This is a genomic window from Hahella sp. NS-SX17 (assembly GCF_057367735.1).
Genome location: NZ_CM170632.1, coordinates 4,623,220 through 4,640,123 on the forward strand (window position 1 = coordinate 4,623,220; position 16,904 = coordinate 4,640,123).

Sequence of the window (16,904 nt, forward strand, 5' to 3'; positions counted from 1 at the left end):
CCCCATATAGACATCCTCGCCAAAAAGGCTAGAATTCCCGCCTTTTGTAAGCTTGAGTCTATGCCTAATGACTCATTCACACACCTTCACATAAGTAATTCGATATGAAAAAAATATGGTTAGCGGCGCCCATCGCCGTTGCAGTGGCCGCGGCTCCCTTTGTCATAGCACATAAAGCCGAACAGAATTTCGACGCTGGCGTACAGGACGTTTCTTCATATCTGGCTTTCAACGGCCTGCCTGTTGAACTAACCGTTCAAAAATACGAAAAAGGTTTCCTCAGCTCCCAGGCGATCAATCGTCTGCAGCTCTCCCCCGAGTTTCAAGCCATGATGGGCTCCGCCAGCGATCAGCCGCTGTGCCTGGACCTGGTGACAGACATCAAACACGACTACATGACCCTGCTGAAAGGCGGCCTGTTGACTGCAACCACCAAAGTCATGCCGCTTCAAAACCAAGCGGATTGTGGTCTGGCGGAAGTCTTCGCCTCTGAAAAAGAGTTAGCTGACTTCTATATCCAGCAGTTTGGCGAAGAAGGCCCATTTACCCTTGAATCCGCCTTCAAAGTCGATGGATCAAACACCATCACTTTCTCTTCCAAGCCTATCAATCTGGACAAAGAAGAAGCGGGAAAGTCGCTGAAGATTAACGTCTCTCCCATGCAAGGCGTTATCGGCCTCAGCGCTGCGCGCGACCATATTGTGGCTGACATCAATTGGCAAGGCCTCAGTTTGACAGCCCACAAAGGCGAAGAAGTCGGCGACGTCAAGGTCGGCTCCTACACTTTGAAAATGGAGTTGAATCAAGTCCTGGAGCACCTCTGGGCTGGCGTCTCAGAGCAAGTTATCAGCGACATTAAAGTCGGCGGAGAAGAAGGCCAAAACTTCAGCATCAGCGCCATCACGGTGACAGGCAAAGATACAATCGCAGAAAATATGCTGAGCAGCGTCGCATCCGTCAATGTGAGCAACATGCTGTATAACGGGATGGATGCAGGCTCCATGACGCTGGACATGTCCTTCAATAACTTTGAGACAGAAGCCAGCAACCGTTTAGTCGGCGTCATCAAGCAGATTAACGCCCAAGCTACCGCCTCTACGGATCCTGATCAGTTTCTCTCCGAACTGGAAAACCAGAAAGACGCTATCGTGGGCGACTTGATCACCTTGGCGAAAAAGGCGGATATCAAAATTGATAAATGGGAACTTAAGCTGGGCGAAAACAGCTTTAACGCCAACGCAGACCTGCGTATGGATGGCGTTGACCAGCTATCCGCAGATATCCTGAAGGAGCAACCACAAGCTTTGATGGCCAACGTTCTGTTAAACGCAGAAGGGAAACTGGATGAAGCGTTAATCAGCAACTACGCGGACATCATGGTTGCTGCGCAAAGCAGCAAAATGGAATTAACCGACGAAGACAAAGCGCAAATGAAAGAGATGCTGCTTATGCAGTTTTCCAACATGGCGCAAATGTATGTGCAAATGGGGTTCCTGAACTACGACGAAGCGTCTGCTCAGTACAACGCCAAAGTAGGCTTCGCCAAAGGGGCGTTGATCGTAAATGGCCAGCCGTTCAACCCGAATGGCGGTTAAACCATCAGCTCATTGAGGAATAGCGTCTCAGGGCGCTATTCCTCCCCTAAACGCGCGAAGTGTAATATAGCGCGCTCGAAATCCCCATCCGTCACCGTTCGTCCCGTCAAGTTCTTGTTTCTGAAAGTCAGACATAGATTCGCCGCATAGACCGGCGCAGCAAACTCCTGACGATACAAGTCCAGATATCGCCCCTCTCCCCGACTCAGATCCTGCAACACCCATGGGCTTAACAGCGCCACATGGTTCATCAAGGGAAAACGCACTCGCTCATGCAGATGAGTCAACCAGGACGTGCCGATAGTCACATGACGCAACGCTTCGCTGTGGCGCACCATCTGCTTGCAGGAGTACCGATAGAAGTCCAGAAAGGGATTGCCGCGACAAAAGACGGCGATGGCGTTATTAACGCGATGGTATCGATGTATCGCGCCATCACTCTCGCTGATCCACACCTCCCGACAAAATGCGAAGCTATCCGACTCCGCAACTTGCAATCGCTCAGGTGAGCCAATGTAGACGTCGATGTCCACCCAGATCACACGTTCGTACTCAGCCGCCAGCAACTCCGCTGCGCGCTCAAGGCGCGCCAGGTCCGCCATCAAGTGAATCTGCCCGCCCGTGCGCGCCCGATACCAATCAGGCAGACAGTCAAAGAAACGATCATCGTAGAAAAGATATTCATAACCCTGAAGCTGCGCCCACTGGATTACACTGCGCTGGCACTTTTCCACCCAGGGCGGAACGTCATGGGTGCGGAATGACTGAATAACGACGGTTTTCAAGACTTTCGCCCCCTGGCTGACAGTATCGAGTCCACCTGTTGGCGGACCGCTTCGGCGCCCCGCGGCAGTCCAGTATATTTATCCGCGCATTCGCGAACTCTGGCCTGTATCGCATCCGATGCCAGAAGATCCCGCAACCCGCCGAGAAAAGCCGCCACGTCCCCTGCGTCGAGAATCTGACCCAGACCGCTTACGCAGGCGCTCCGGCTATTGAGAAACTGCTCTTGCTGGGTAGGAAGACAGGCTACAGGAACGCCCGCTTTTACACTTTTCGCCAGCATGCCCATGCCGCCATGGCATATTGATAAGTCAGCGCCTTGTATAACCTGGTCCAGCGCGACAGGATAAGGGTAAATTTTCAGCGCCTCACTTTGATATCGCGCCATGATATCTGTGGAGATACCTGGACAGACAATCAAGGCCGTTTCATCCAGGCGCGCAATTCCTTCCAATACTTTCTCCAAATGCTCGTAGAAGGGTTTTAGATAGGCGACCACTTTTTTCCCCTTCTCTTGCGGCCACACCGCGACCTCTCCAGGAAAATCGCCAGCGACCGGGCCGCAATACAACGAGTGCTGCCGATGCGCGGCCTGAAAATCAAGCTCTGGGTAACTGACTATAAAAGCGGCGTCAACCTGAAACAAATCCGATAAAAAAGACAACGGCGCCAGTCCCATCGCTTGCACCAGTGGATTCATGTTGGCCACTACCTTTGTTTCAGCCTCATACACCTGACTGTAGTCTGCTGACTCAGCCCGGATGTTAGGGTTGGGCTGGCCGGGAGAAAGTTCACTGAATCCTGCGCCGATGGCGAACTTGGGCGCGGGCATGGAGTGCGCCGCCAGCATGGCGGTAGGCGCGAAATCAAAAAATAACGCATCCGGTTGTATTAACCGGAACAACGTCTGCCAGGCGCTGACCAAAGTGGCTAGCCCCTCCACAGACCCATACCCCTTCTTCAGCAGAATATCAGCGAGGCAGCTACTTGACCGCGCGCTTTTTCCCTTTGCCGACCAGACGGGAGCTTGTAATATTGTCACCGGAATATCGGCAAAAAAGTGCGGGACTCTGGAGAGGTCTTTCAGTATCAGCGTCACCTCATGGCCATGCTTAACAAACTCCCGCGCCAATCCGGAAAGTGTCGCCAAATGACCTAGTTCGCCCCCTAATTCCCAACAAAACACCAACTTGCTCATGCTTTATAGTAGTTCCCCCAGTTTTAATTTGCCGCCCATTTTACGTACAATGTGCGGCCCAAAATTCTAACTACATTATTCAGCTAAGGTTAAACATGCAACGGAACAAACTGCCACTGTATTTTCTCGCAGGCGCTGCGATGGCGCCCGTAGCTAACGCTACGCCTGTAGCGAACAACGATTTTGAAACCACGCCAATGAATCAGGCGCTAGTGATAAATCCACTAGGGAACGACACTGATACAGAAGGGCACGTAATCTATGTATCCGACTTTGAGCAGCCAGCAAACGGCACGGTTACACGTTACGAAGGGCTATTTATGTACACCCCGGATCCTGATTTCGTCGGCCAGGATACTTTTCGCTACACAATAAAAGATGAGGTCGATGATTGCACCGACTACGGTGGAGATTACGGTGGAGAGCATCGTCCAGACCCATGTTTCCCCCCTGGAGATGGTGAGGATCCGTCCGGTGAAAGCAGCGCTATTTTCACTATTAATGTAACCGGGCCTAGTGAAGTGGACCTCTTATCACTGACGAAAGGCGAGAATGACCGCCGCGTCTCAAGCGTACTTGATGCAATCTGTAGCAGCGCTTCTGTTGAAGCGGAAGGTGAGGAAGGCAAGCTCGCACAGCGCTGCTCCGCGCTATACACGCTTGCTGAAGAAGACTCCAGCAAGGTAGACGCCATCATTAACCAACTGGCGCCGGAAGAAACCCTTTCCCTGTTGCGCGTCGCGTCCGAAACCTCGCAAGCGCACACTAACCGTATATTCAAGCGCATGACTTCTGTGCGCCAGGATAACGAAAACATTCAAGTTTCCGTTAACGGCCGCACCTGGGGTGAGCAGATCATGACCGGCGGCGCCGCTGGCGACGTACAGACCTCTCCTTTCGGCGTGTTCCTGAGCCTGCATCGCGAATCCGTAGAGCACGACAGGACCGACCGTGAATCTGCATACGAATATGATAACGACGGCTTTACTCTGGGTTCCGATTACCGCGTCAGCCAGAACCTGTTGGTCGGCGCTGCGCTGGGATGGGGACAGAACGACCTGTCGTTCTCTGAAAGCGGCGGCGGTGTGGATGCGGACGCTTACAACCTGACTGGTTATGGCTCTTACTACATCGGCAATTTCGGCCTGGATATGCAGGTGGGCTACGGCGCTGGCGACTACAACACCAAGCGTCGCATTAACTATACCGAATCCGGTACTGAATTCTCCGCCACGGCAAAAGGCGAGACTGACAGCAAACAATTGAACGTCGCATTGCAAGCAAGCATGTTGTTCAACAGCGGCGCTCTGTCCGTACAGCCTTTCCTGCGCTTGAACTACTCCAACACAGAAATCGACAGCTTTGATGAAACTGGCGGTGAAGGCTGGTCTGTACACGTCGGCGAGCAAAACCTCGACCAGATAACCACCAGCGCCGGCTTTGAAGCCACCTATCCCGTCAGCTATAACTGGGGTGTGTTGCAGCCTAGCTTCCAGGCATCCGCGGTGAGTGAATCCAGCACTAACTTCGGGCCTGTCAAGTTCCACTTTATCGGTGATTCCGACGCAACCAAGTTTGAGTTGAGCCCGGATGGCGAAGACAGCCTGTACTACATCTTCAATCTGGGCGCAGTCGCCGTCATGAAGAATGGCGTTTCCGCATTTATCGATTATCAGCAGAACGTCAGTTACGACAACAGCAGCGCTTATCAGATCAACACAGGTCTGCGTTACGAGCTGTAAGTCTTATCGTCCTGAATGCAAAAGGCGGCCTGTACAGGCCGCCTTTTTAGTATGCAAGACTCTGCAAAAAGGAGTGTGTAGAAAGTCGGCTATTTGAATTCGAAAGCTTTCTGTTCGCCTTGCTTACGAATGGCGGAGATCAGCGCTTCATCCACTGTATTGGCGTCCGACTTGGCCGCTTTAAGACTTTCCTCTGCAATGTAGACGTCTCTCTCGTCGCTCAAAGCTTTAATTTTGTCCTGCAACGCCTTGCGCTCTGTTTTCTTGGTTTCTATATACTCTACTTTTTCCTTTTTGCTCATCCCAACCATCGGCTCAGGCAATGCTTCCGCCTCTACTTCCTCCAACGCCACGTCCCCGGCTTCGTAGGCGTCCACTAAATCCCAGCTTGAGTTATCGTAAGCAACGGAAGCTTTGGACTTGGCTCTTTGCGCCAGCAAACCAAGTGAGACATTCTGACTGTTCACATCCTGCTCGTATTGACGCTTGGACGCCGCCGCGCCTCCCGCGCCATAGGGCACATAGGTCTCGTTGAGTCGGGCGTTCAAGGCGGCGATTTCTTTATCTTGAGGCGCTGCAATTTGCGCTACCTGCTGGTCCTGATCGATGCTCATGTAATTGCCGCCCGCCAGCTGTGCGCCCTGCCGCCAACCGCTCTCTCCACCTTCGTTGTAGGCGCCGGCGAAGATAGTGTTGACGGTTATGTCTTTCTGTTTGGCCAGTGCAATCGCTTCCCGGAAGGAAACCGGGCCTTGCGTGAAAGGTTCGTTTCCGGCGATAAAGATGGCGCGGATATCATTGGAGGATTGGCTCCATTGCAGATCTTTGACGGCGGAGTTGATGGCATACCCACAGAACTCATCGCCACCGTTGGTAGTGAGAGAGAACAGCGCCTCCGACACCCGATCCAGTTCTCTGGTTAGCCCAGTCACTTGGCGAATGTAGCCGTTTTGCGAAGAAAGCCCATCATTACCGTATTCATACACCGCGACTTCCAGTATTGGCGTGACGCCGTTTTTCTTGGCTTTAGAAAATTCGTCCACCATTTTCCACAACTGATTACGCGTCTGATTGATCAAACCATCCATGCTGCTGCTGGTGTCCAATAAAATAGCCACTTGAATGCGCGGGGCAATGGCCGGCTGGGTTACCGCTTGCGTCACGAGTTGGACAGATTCGGCACGCGCCTCCGCGCTCCATACCAGTCCAGGTAGCCCGCAACAGGCTAACATCGCCGTCGCCAGTAGCGCTTTACGAAACGGGGTATGGCCAGGGGCGCCAACGGAAATTGTCGATAAGGTCTGAGTAGGACGTGATGCGGTGTTCATATTCCGGCTCCTTCAATGCAGTGTTTTTGCGTTGGAGTCAGAATACGGTTGCAGACTCAAAGACATCAGACATGAGTTTGTAAAAAAAGCGCGGAAAGTGTTTACATAAAATTTACATCTCTCCGCAGCGCCGCATTCTCTGCGGCCGCACACGGAGAGACATGGAGAGATATAACGACAAGAGTAGCGATTACAGGCGCACTAACAGCTTGCCTTCATTGGCCCCGGTAAACAGCAGATTGATCCCTTTTATCGCGCTTTCCAGACCATTCAATTCGTGAGTGCGGTACTTGATTTTCCCCGCCAGGAGATAAGCGCCGACTTTTTGCGACAACTCGCCAAAGCGATGCATATGATCCGGCATAGTGAAACCTTGAATGCTCAGACGCTTCTTCACAATTTGCGTCCAGCTTGGTCCCGGCGCCGGGGTCGCAGCGTTGTAATCGGCGATGACGCCACACACCACGATACGTCCAAATGCGTTCATATTGGCCATAGCGACATGTTGAATAGGGCCGCCGGTATTTTCAAAATAAATGTCGATCCCATTCGGCGCGGCGGCTTTCACCGCCTGAGCCAAGTCCTCCGACTTATAATTGATGGCGGCGTCAAAGCCCAGTTCCTCCACCAGCCAGCGACATTTTTCCTCCGAGCCAGCAACCCCAATGACACGTAGCCCCTCCGCCTTGGCGATTTGTCCAACCAGCGAGCCGACAGAGCCCGCCGCGCCCGAAACCAGCAAGGTTTCACCAGCCTTGGGCTTCGCCACTTCCATCAACCCGTGATAGGCGGTCACGCCAGGCAACGCCAGCACGGACAGTATCGCTTCCGCAGGCAGTTCTTGCGGCATGATGGAGACGCCTTCGCCGCCGCTGACCAAATACTCTCGCCATCCGAACATACCCGCCACTTTAGCGCCCACAGGAAACTTATCATTCCTGGACTCCAAGACTTCCCCCACGCCACTGGAGCGCATGACTTCGCCCAAACCCACTGGCGGAATATAACTGTCAGTCGCCGCGCTCATCCATCCACGCATCGCCGGGTCCAGCGACATATGCGTCTGTTTGATCAGGATTTGCCCTGGCTCCAGCGCAGGCGTGTCGAACTCCACCAGCTCGAAGCTATCCGGTGTAATGTCTGTTTCGGGTCTTTTCACTAATTTAACAGCTTTGTAGTTCATGCCACGCTCCTTAAGTCTGGCTATTCATAAATCACGAAATTCTGAAGCCAGTTTATTTTTGCCGCCCAAATAGATAAATATGCTATTTTTCAAATGACTTTTGTCATTTCAGCAAAAATATAGGTTATATGGATAAACTCAGAGCGCTACGTTTTTTCGATAACGTAGGAAAAACCGGCAGCTTCAGTGAAACCGCTCGACACTTCGATATTCCCGTGTCCAGCGTCACCCGTCAGATTCAGGCTCTGGAAGAAGAACTGGGCGCACGCCTGCTGCATCGCACCACCCGGGTCGTGAGGCTGACGGAAATAGGCGAGATCTATCTCCAGCATTGCAGCCAGATATTGCGCAGCCTCGATAATGCGGATGAACTCATCGTCAATTACCGCAGCAAGCCCTCAGGCGTATTGCGCATCAGCTGCAGCCCCTCGTATGGTGAGAACCGGATTGTGCCGATCCTGCCTGAGTTTGAGGCGCTTTATCCCGAGATCATCATTGATATCGACCTGACGGATAAGGTCGTCGATATCATGCGGGATACGGTGGATATCGCCGTTCGCGCCGGCCAGATCCCGGATGAGCGGGTGGTGGCTAAATACATTGACGACAATAACTTCTCACTGGCCGCCTCCGACGCCTACCTGAGACGTTACGGAACGCCGCTCCGGGTAGAAGACTTAAGTCAGCATCGGGCGCTCTTTTTCCGTACTTCCGATCAAGTGCTTTACTGGCAGGCCAACATCAACGGTCGCTGGAGGCAGGTCGACATACGTCCTGCACTGATCACCAGCGCCCCTCGTCTCCTACGACAGTGGGCCAGTGACGGCAAGGGACTGGCGATGATGCCAAACTGGGCGTTGCGCTCAGGCGCTCTTCCAGCAGGGTTTCACATACTGGAGCTGGATTATCCTTTGCACGTCAGCCGCGCCACGCAGCTTGGCATCTACCTGCTCTATCAACGTCCCAAATATGCGGTCCCCAAAGTCAAGGCAGCAGTGGACTTTCTGGTTTCAAGACTGGCGCGGGACTAACGGAATTCGCGAAATCCGTCCCCGCCTGCAATACTGGATAATGAGATGTCCGCCGTCGTTGTCTTTCTAACCGGAGGAGACCGGTTTTCATGCAGCTCAGAGACAATAACCTCAGCAAGCTCCGGCGCCTCAGCTTCGACGCTCTGGTTATCGGCGGCGGCATAAATGGCGCAGTTTCCGCAGCCGCCATGTCCGCGCGAGGATTAAAGGTGGCGTTGATCGACCGGGGCGACTTCGCCGGCTTCACCAGCCAGGAGTCATCCAACCTGGCCTGGGGCGGCATCAAGTACATGGAGACTTACGAATTCGGTCTGGTGCGCAAATTATGCATGTCGCGCAACAAGTTGATGCGCAGCTATCCCTCCACTGTGCAGGAAATCCGCTTTTTCACCACGATTAAAAAAGGGTTTCGTTATCCGCCCTGGTTTCTTTATCTGGGTGGGGTGCTGTATTGGTTGATGGGGAACGGCTTCACGCGCTTCCCCCACTACCTGACGCCAAAGCGGATCGACCGTGAAGAACCTATCGTCAATACTGACGGCAGCACAGGAGGGTTCGAATACTCTGACGCCTTTCTGCATGACAATGACGCCCGCTTCGCCTTCAACTTCATTCGTCGGGCGATGGATTACGGCTGCATCGCCACTAACTATGTGGAGTCCGTCAGCGCTCATCAGGCGGACCGTATCTGGACCGTCAACGCGCGGGATAACATTTCCGGAGAGGAGTTTCAGATTCGCGCAGGATTGCTGGTCAACGCCTGCGGCCCTTTTGTCGATGAACATAACCATCTCACCGGACAGACCACCAAATGTCGGCACGCCTTCTCCAAAGGCATACATCTGATAGTTGATCGCATCACGGAGAACAAACGGGTGCTGACTTTTTTCGCCGATGACGGCCGCCTGTTTTTTGTGATTCCCATGGGGCCGAAAACCTGCATCGGCACCACGGACACGCGTATGGAGTCCCCTTATGCGACGGTGACGCCGGAAGATCGCAAGTTCGTACTAGACAATATCAATGCGCGTCTGCGCCTGCCGCAGCCGTTGACCGAAAGCGATGTGGTGGCGGAGCGGTGCGGCGTCCGCCCATTGGCGGTGCAAGGCGACAATGGGGACAAGACGGACTGGCTACAGTTGTCTCGTAAGCACGTGATCGAAGTCAACGCCCAGGAGCGACATATCAGCATCTTCGGCGGCAAGCTCACCGATTGTTTGAACGTGGGCGACGAAATATGTCAGGCTGCGGCGGCGCTGGGGCTGTATCCTCCCTACCCTGATAAAATCTGGTACGGAGAGCCTCCCAGCCGCGTTAAAGAGGAGTTCATGCATCAGGCTCGACTCATGGATCTCGACAGCCTGACGCCGCCCTCCTCCTCTGAAAAACTGTCGACCCGGCTTTGGCGACGTTACGCCGGGCATGCCTTTGACTTGCTGGAGACCATTCGCGCCGATCCCAGGCAGGCGGAGTTGTTGATCGAGAATGCGGAATATCTGCGTTGCGAGATCGAACAGGCGGCCCGACGGGAAATGGTGACCAAGTTGGATGACTTTCTACGCCGAAGATCGAAAATATCTTTGGTGGTGCGGCGTGATAAAATCAAAAACGCCCAGGGCCTGAAAACAGCCTGCCGGATTCTGTTTGCAGACGAAGCGGATGAAAAGTGGGCGGAATATTTCAAAGAAACAAGCGCTTAGGGCCCCATTATCACCGCGTTCCACATACATTTTGTAATGGACCGGCTGTGACAATAATGAGACACTTGCGCGTCCAATAAGCATGAGCATAAATATAATTCATGAGTACATTTGATGATATTCGTCCTTATCGGGATGATGAAGTTCCTCAGGTGATCTCGCGGCTGCGCCAGGACGAGCAACTCGTCCGGGCCATAGAACATTATAAGTTTCCCAGGTTATCCAAATACTGCCGCAGTCTCACCTCGTTCCTGGTAAGACGCAATCTGCAGCAAAATCTGCGCAGAATCAACACGATACACGACGTTCAGACTATGGTGGCGGGCTTCATGGTCAACACCGTGAGAAAAACCACGTCCGGCTTCACTTATGAAGGGCTGGACAAGCTTCCCAAGGACCGATCCTGTCTGTTCATCAGCAATCATCGCGACATCGCCATGGACCCGGCGCTGGTCAACTTCGCGCTGTATCAATCCGGTCGCGAACTCGTGGAAATCGCCATCGGCGACAACCTGCTGTCGAACCCGCTGGTCTCCGACATCATGCGCCTGAACCGAAGCTTTATCGTCAAGCGTTCGGTGGAAGGGCACAAAGCCAAGTTGCAGGCGCTGACTCAACTGTCCGCCTACATCGACCACACGCTATCCCAGAACCGCGCTATCTGGATCGCCCAGCGCGAAGGGCGGGCGAAAAACGGTCTGGATAAAACCGATCCGGCCATTATCAAAATGCTCAATATTTATGGGCGCAAGCAAGGCATGGCGTTCGCAGACACTATCAAACGCATGAATATTGTGCCGGTGTCCATATCTTATGAATACGATCCCTGCGATCTGCTCAAAGCGAAGGAGCTGCAGGCGCGTGAGCAATCAGAATACGTGAAGGGCGAAGGCGAGGATATCGCCAGCATCATTCGCGGCATCTCCTGTCCCAAAGGTCGTGTGCACATCGCTTTCGGCGAGCCGCTGCAACAGGATTTCGAGGATGCGGAAGAAGTGGCCGCCGCAATCGACCGACAGATCACCCGTAACTACAAGCTCTTCCCCTCCAACATTCTGGCGTTTGAGCAGTTGAAGACACTGAGCGAGTCTTTCGCTCATTTGCAGGAAGAGTCGCTGCATCGCCTGCAGGAGCTGGCGGGGCAAGCCAGACAGGCCTGGGATAACCTGGACCGGGATGAGATGGGGCAGAAAGCCTCGGAGTTCTCAGACCGGGTCGGTGGCTACCCTAACCTGCTGCAGCGCTACATTCTGGAAATGTACGCCAATCCTTTGATCAATAAGTTCGCCGGCGCCCCGGGAGACTCCGCGCCGCAAGCCTGATCTCTCACCCACGGCGGCTTTGCGCCGCCGTTTGGTATCTTTTTAAAATTCAATAGATTAACTTAAAACGCCTGATCCACTCTGCAACGTAACGGGAGTTGCCCCGGCGCCTTTGTATTTGGTTACAATGGGCGGCCGCATCGGCGACGCCTGAGACTATCGACGCCGTCATCGCGGTCGTTGGAGTGAATGGAATACAAGCTATTTCATCCAGGCCCCAGGATTTATGAGGAAAGCTATGCACATTGAAGTGTTGGGGAGCGGCGAAGCCTACGACCGCACCCGGGTAAACTCATCCCTGCTCGTCACGGAAGAGGGTTTTCAAATGTTGATAGGCTGTGGACCCAGCGTGCCTCAGGCCTTGTGGCGAAGAGAGACAGCCATTGAGGATATCGACGCTATTCTGCTGAGCCACTGCGGCCCGGATCATGCAGCCGGGCTTATTACCCTGGTAAATTGGATGCACGCCAAGGGGCGCACTAAACCCTTGCTGCTGATTACGCCCCACGGTTATCGCCCCCTGCTGCAAAACCTGCTGAATTACGCCATCTGGCCTGAGCAACGGCTCTGTTTCCTGCTGCGCTGGAAACAGTCAGATAAGGGGCTCGCCGTTGGTCCGTGGAGCTTATCCACCGCCATGACGCAACATGCCTCGCCCAACCGCGCATTACTGCTGTCCGGACCTAACGGCGCTCTGTTCTTCAACGGAGAAGGCGTGTTGCTGGAAGCGCCCTTACGTCTGGCTGGAGAAGCGGATTTAGTATTTCTCGAATGCCGCTCGATTAAAAAAGACCGGCATGATTTTCACGGCAGTTGGGAGGCCTGTCATGGGCTCAACTTCAAACCCGGTAGTCTGATATGCCTGTATCAGGTTCTGGAACAGGAAAAAGCCCGCCTGGGCGATCTGATATACCAGCGTGAGGATGTCTATCTACCGGAGCAGGGACAGTGTTTCCGTCTGGTGCGTGGGGACTGGGAGCTTCTGTAAAAAACAACGCCGGGAAACAGATGCTCCCTGTTCCCCGGCGCGGTCATATGCGGGACGCTGACGTCAGCGCCCACTAAGACATCATTTATCCTTAATAGATAAAAATTGTCTCTGCGTTGAAGCAACCATCCGCTATATCTTCTTCTCCGAAGATATCCAGCGTATCCCCCGCCGCCAGATCGCTGAACGCCGCAGACCTATTAGTGGTCTCATCGCCTGAAGTTACCACCAGATAGATGTTAGCGCCGACGGCGTCAACACACTGGTCGCCCGCATCGCCGCTTACCGTCAGGCGGAGGTTATCGCCGTCCACAGACAACAGTTCGCCACTGACGCCCTCTTCTTCATCATTCTCGCTCAACACCAGGAAAGGCGAACGCAGATAATTATCCTCCCCGCTCGGCAACGCCAATACCGCATCAATCAGAGCGTTCAGACCTACTTGGATATCCGCCTGCGTCAATTCAGTTCCCGCATCGTTGAATACACGGGTTTTCGGGAACAATTGCACGGCGATGGGGCTATCTGTGGCGATGCCCTGCCCTTCATCCAGAGCGACGTCAAAGCGACTCGTGTCTACATCCACAGCAGAGTTCGCTGCACCGGAGTAACGTCTGAACGCCGTCAACGGACCTTCTTCGATGGTCAGCGCATTGATGGCGAAGATATGAGCGTCCACGACGCCTTGACTGTTAACCAGAACCGCTCCCTCAGGCGCGTCGAAAACTGTTGAGCACAACTGCGCGGCTGGCTGTTCTTCTACGCTGCGATCCAGATACCAGACAATGCAGTAGCCTTCTTCCGGCAAGTTCGCATCGTCAATATCTGGGGACGTGGCGACAGTGCGAACCAAGCGTCCAATGACCGTCACTTCATCGCCTTCAAGCAGTGACGACGCCTCAGCGGGAAGTCCGTTGCTGGCGAAGATGCCGGTACCCTCATCCATCCGCACGCGCATGCAGTCCTCGGAACTGGCGGCTGGGGTGGAGTCTGTATCGGTAACGAACTGAGTGCGGCACAGACTGAAGGCGCCGTCGCCCACGCTTTCAATGTCGCCGTGAACCCGTACGAACTTGTTATTGGGGATCTCGGAACGAATGTTGGCGAACACGACTGGGCGAATGATAACTTTGCCCTGCCCCGTGGTCGTAAACTTGAGGGCTTTGTTCATATCAAAATCGATTTCAATGAACAGTACGGAGCCTGGCGTGACAGTGAAGCCACCCTGATTCACCACTTTAATGACTTTGGAAGGCAACTTGGAAGGCACTTCGGTTTCACCGCCCGCCCCGTCGTCTTCATACAAATTCACGTCTGACGTGGTGATGCGCAAAGAGCTGTATTTGCCGGCGGGCACGTCGGTGGTGTCCAGAAATTCGTAAAAGTCGGGAAGACTCAATAAGTCGAAAGTCTCCTCGCCGCTGAACAGGGTTACCTTGCCCTGATCGCCCACCAGCTCGACTTTCGTGAAAGTAATCATGGCTCTTGTATAATCGCCGCTGGGCGCGTCCGTGAGAATCAAGCCCACTTTGGCGTCCGCAGCGGAAGTGTCATCACTGCCGGAGCCGCCGCCTCCGCCGCCGCATGAGGCGATTAGCAACGTGAACGCTATGGCAATCCAACGATTCATGACATCTACTCCTATGGGTTGGTTGTGTTATTTTGGGATAATAAGCCCAAACATTGGAGTCATTTTGCGATCCAGTTCACATTTTTACCAACAGTTTGGCGATAATATCCCAAATCATGGACCAAGCATTAAGTCAGGCGCTGTACGCCGCCATTTACAAATTATTGCGACCCTTGGCTGCGCTGCTGTTGCGGCGCGGCATGTCGTACAACGAGTTCGCAGAGATCGCGAAGCGCGCCTATATAGACGCCGCTACCGAGGAGTTTCCTCTCCCTAACCGTAAGCAGAGCCTCTCCAGAGTGTCCGTATTGACTGGCATTAACCGCAAAGAAATCGCCAGACTGGAGAAGCTGCCCAACCCCATTGAGACTGGCGAGGCGCAAAGCGCCAACAGAAGCTCCAGGGTCGTCAACGGATGGATCAGAGACATTCGTTTTCAGGACGAGCATGGCGCGCCGCTCTCCCTTCCTATGGATGAGGGAGACAACAGCTTCAGCGAGCTGGTGCGTCTCTATGGCGGCGACGTGCCGGTGCGCGCAGTCCTGGATGAGCTGATCAGGCTGGACTCCGTGGAGGTCAGCGATCAGGGAGAGGCGGCGGGCAAACGGGTTGCTCTGAAAGTGGACGGCTACGTGCCGCAAACCGACCTAAAAGAGAAGCTAAGGATTATGAGTACTGCGGTTGCGGATCTGCTTCGCACCATAGACCACAATCTGGAGGCGGATCGCACTGAAGCGCGCGTGCAACGCACCGTGGCGTACAACGATATCCCCATGGAGTGTCTGGAAGCGATACGCGGACGCAGTAAAGAAGAGGTGGAAGAAATTTTGCAACGTATAAACCGGTGGTTATCCGGGTACGACAGAGGCGTCAATGCCAAACTCCAGGGCAGCGGGAAGTTTCGCGCAGGAATAGGCGTATACTATTTCGAGCAGTCCTTAACCCGCGAGGAGCAGCCATGAGCAGATTCATATACGCCCTGACGGCGCTGGTATTGACGACCAGCCTGCTATCAGCCTGCTCCGGCGGCGCATCTTCTGACGGAGGTATTGAAGGCACTGGCGCGCCAGTGGCCGCTCGCGGCGAAATCAGCGGCTTCGGCAGCGTATTCGTCAATGGCGTGGAATACGAGACGGATTCAGCAGACATCGTTATCGACAGCGTTAGCGGCTATTCCGAAAGCGCACTAAAAGTGGGCATGGTGGTGCTTATCGAGGGCGCTTTGGACGCAGGTGAAACAACCGGCGACGCTCGTCGCATCAGTTTTGAACAAACCTTGTTTGGCCCTGTATCCGAGGTGAACTTCGTCGATGACTATAACGCAGAAATCACAGTGCTGGGACAAACTGCGCTGATTCCTGATAGCGCTGTATTTGAAAACCTCAATTTCAGCGACCTCGCTATCGGACAGGTGGTGGCGATCAGCGGGTTAACCGACGCAACAGGCGTTGTGGCCACTCGCATCGAGAAAGTTGCGGACGCCTACAGCGATGGCGAACAGGTGGCTGTGAACGCCGTTATCCAAAGCGTGGACACGCCTAATCGCACTTTTGTCATCGGCGATCTGAGCGTGGATTACAGCATGGCGGATCTGCAGGGCTTCTCCAGCGGACAACCTGAGGTTGGCCAATACGTGAGAGTCAACGGGCGCTTCTTTGAAGATACCGGCGTCATCGCCGCGAAAGTCAAACTGAAAACCCGCGGCGATGTATCCGCCAGCGGCGTCAGACTGGAGTATGAAGGCATCATCACTGACTTTGCGTCGCAACAAAGCTTCTATTTGAGCGGCCAGCCTGTTAACGCCGCCGGCGCCAAATTCAGAAGGGGCCAGAAGCAGGATTTAGCGGATGGCGTCCGTATCGAAGCGGAAGGCCCAATTGACGCGGAGGGCGTATTGCAGGCGCAAACGATTACCTTCAAGAAAACCAATGACATTCATATCGAAGCAACAGTGGATTCAGTCAGCGAAACCGGCAAGCAGGTCGTCGTCCTTGGCGTCGCGTTCAGCGTCAATGAACTGACCTCCTTCGATGACCGCAGCGAAGCGCACCAGCCCTATTTCGGTCTGGATGACATTCGCAGCGGCGACAGACTGTCCATCAGGGCGGCGAGCGGCCTCACACCTTTGACCGCTTCTCGCATTGAACGTCTGCGCGCGGATGATGCGGTAACAGTGGAAGGCCCGGTAACGGCCATCTCCGGCGAAGTGCTGAGCATTCTTGGGATCGCCGTGGACATCAGCGACGCCTCCGGTTCGCAAAACGGACTCAAGGTGGGCGCGTTTGTGGAAATTGTAGGCGACTTGACCGGCATGCAGTCCGTCAAGGCGCAGAGAATTAAGGTGAAGAACAACAACTAAGGGGCCCGCGAAAGCGCTGGCTAAAACCAGCTGCTTTGCGCGGGG

13 protein-coding genes are annotated in these 16,904 nt (G+C 54.1%); 8 read left to right on the forward strand and 5 right to left on the reverse strand.

Annotated features, from left to right (window positions below):
- The first annotated feature begins 104 nt into the window (after positions 1–104).
- Complete coding sequence (locus AC2IBB_RS20395; RefSeq protein ID WP_486328596.1) at positions 105–1,595, forward strand: YdgA family protein; 1,491 nt, start codon at positions 105–107, stop codon at positions 1,593–1,595.
- A gap of 35 nt (positions 1,596–1,630) precedes the next feature.
- On the opposite strand, the gene AC2IBB_RS20400 is transcribed toward AC2IBB_RS20395, so the two are convergent.
- Positions 1,631–2,380: a hypothetical protein gene (locus tag AC2IBB_RS20400; protein WP_486328597.1), complete on the reverse strand. Its 750-nt coding sequence runs from the start codon at positions 2,378–2,380 to the stop codon at positions 1,631–1,633.
- Positions 2,377–3,576 carry a glycosyltransferase gene (locus tag AC2IBB_RS20405; protein WP_486328598.1) on the reverse strand — a complete coding sequence of 400 codons (1,200 nt, stop codon included), beginning with the start codon at positions 3,574–3,576 and terminating at the stop codon, positions 2,377–2,379. Before AC2IBB_RS20405 ends, AC2IBB_RS20400 begins: the two co-directional genes overlap by 4 nt.
- A gap of 95 nt (positions 3,577–3,671) precedes the next feature.
- Here AC2IBB_RS20405 and AC2IBB_RS20410 point away from each other — a divergent pair, with 95 nt between their 5' ends.
- Complete coding sequence (locus AC2IBB_RS20410; protein WP_486328599.1) at positions 3,672–5,318, forward strand: autotransporter domain-containing protein; 1,647 nt, start codon at positions 3,672–3,674, stop codon at positions 5,316–5,318.
- 89 nt (positions 5,319–5,407) lie between these two features.
- Here AC2IBB_RS20410 and AC2IBB_RS20415 read toward each other — a convergent pair whose 3' ends face one another.
- Both AC2IBB_RS20415 and AC2IBB_RS20420 read right to left on the reverse strand, forming a co-directional pair.
- Entirely contained in the window at positions 5,408–6,646 is a 1,239-nt protein-coding gene (locus AC2IBB_RS20415; protein ID WP_486328600.1) for a vWA domain-containing protein, read from the reverse strand.
- A gap of 190 nt (positions 6,647–6,836) precedes the next feature.
- A complete protein-coding gene (locus AC2IBB_RS20420) occupies positions 6,837–7,829 on the reverse strand; it encodes an NADP-dependent oxidoreductase (protein WP_486328601.1) in 993 nt (330 codons plus the stop codon).
- Positions 7,830–7,957: 128 nt separating this feature from the next.
- Between AC2IBB_RS20420 and AC2IBB_RS20425 the strand changes: the two genes are divergently transcribed.
- The 4 genes from AC2IBB_RS20425 (at position 7,958) to AC2IBB_RS20440 (ending at position 12,870) form a co-directional block, all read left to right on the forward strand.
- On the forward strand, positions 7,958–8,860 hold the full coding sequence (locus AC2IBB_RS20425; RefSeq protein ID WP_486328602.1) for a LysR family transcriptional regulator: 903 nt from the start codon (positions 7,958–7,960) through the stop codon (positions 8,858–8,860).
- A gap of 89 nt (positions 8,861–8,949) precedes the next feature.
- Positions 8,950–10,560, forward strand: a complete 1,611-nt coding sequence (locus tag AC2IBB_RS20430; RefSeq protein ID WP_486328603.1) for a glycerol-3-phosphate dehydrogenase/oxidase — start codon at positions 8,950–8,952, stop codon at positions 10,558–10,560.
- A gap of 101 nt (positions 10,561–10,661) precedes the next feature.
- Positions 10,662–11,882, forward strand: coding sequence for a 1-acyl-sn-glycerol-3-phosphate acyltransferase (locus tag AC2IBB_RS20435; protein WP_486328604.1), 1,221 nt, complete (start codon positions 10,662–10,664; stop codon positions 11,880–11,882).
- Between the two features lie 238 nt (positions 11,883–12,120).
- On the forward strand, positions 12,121–12,870 hold the full coding sequence (locus tag AC2IBB_RS20440) for an MBL fold metallo-hydrolase (protein WP_486328605.1): 750 nt from the start codon (positions 12,121–12,123) through the stop codon (positions 12,868–12,870).
- A 91-nt stretch (positions 12,871–12,961) separates the two neighbouring features.
- On the opposite strand, the gene AC2IBB_RS20445 is transcribed toward AC2IBB_RS20440, so the two are convergent.
- The gene (locus AC2IBB_RS20445; RefSeq protein WP_486328606.1) at positions 12,962–14,500 is read right to left on the reverse strand and encodes a DUF4382 domain-containing protein; all 1,539 of its coding nucleotides are present in this window, start codon (positions 14,498–14,500) and stop codon (positions 12,962–12,964) included.
- A 116-nt stretch (positions 14,501–14,616) separates the two neighbouring features.
- Between AC2IBB_RS20445 and AC2IBB_RS20450 the strand changes: the two genes are divergently transcribed.
- Together AC2IBB_RS20450 and AC2IBB_RS20455 are read left to right on the forward strand one after the other, a co-directional pair.
- On the forward strand, positions 14,617–15,462 hold the full coding sequence (locus AC2IBB_RS20450; protein ID WP_486328607.1) for a DUF6502 family protein: 846 nt from the start codon (positions 14,617–14,619) through the stop codon (positions 15,460–15,462).
- Positions 15,459–16,859 carry a DUF5666 domain-containing protein gene (locus AC2IBB_RS20455; protein ID WP_486328608.1) on the forward strand — a complete coding sequence of 467 codons (1,401 nt, stop codon included), beginning with the start codon at positions 15,459–15,461 and terminating at the stop codon, positions 16,857–16,859. The genes AC2IBB_RS20450 and AC2IBB_RS20455 overlap by 4 nt, the downstream gene beginning before the upstream one ends.
- Positions 16,860–16,904: the final 45 nt, after the last annotated feature.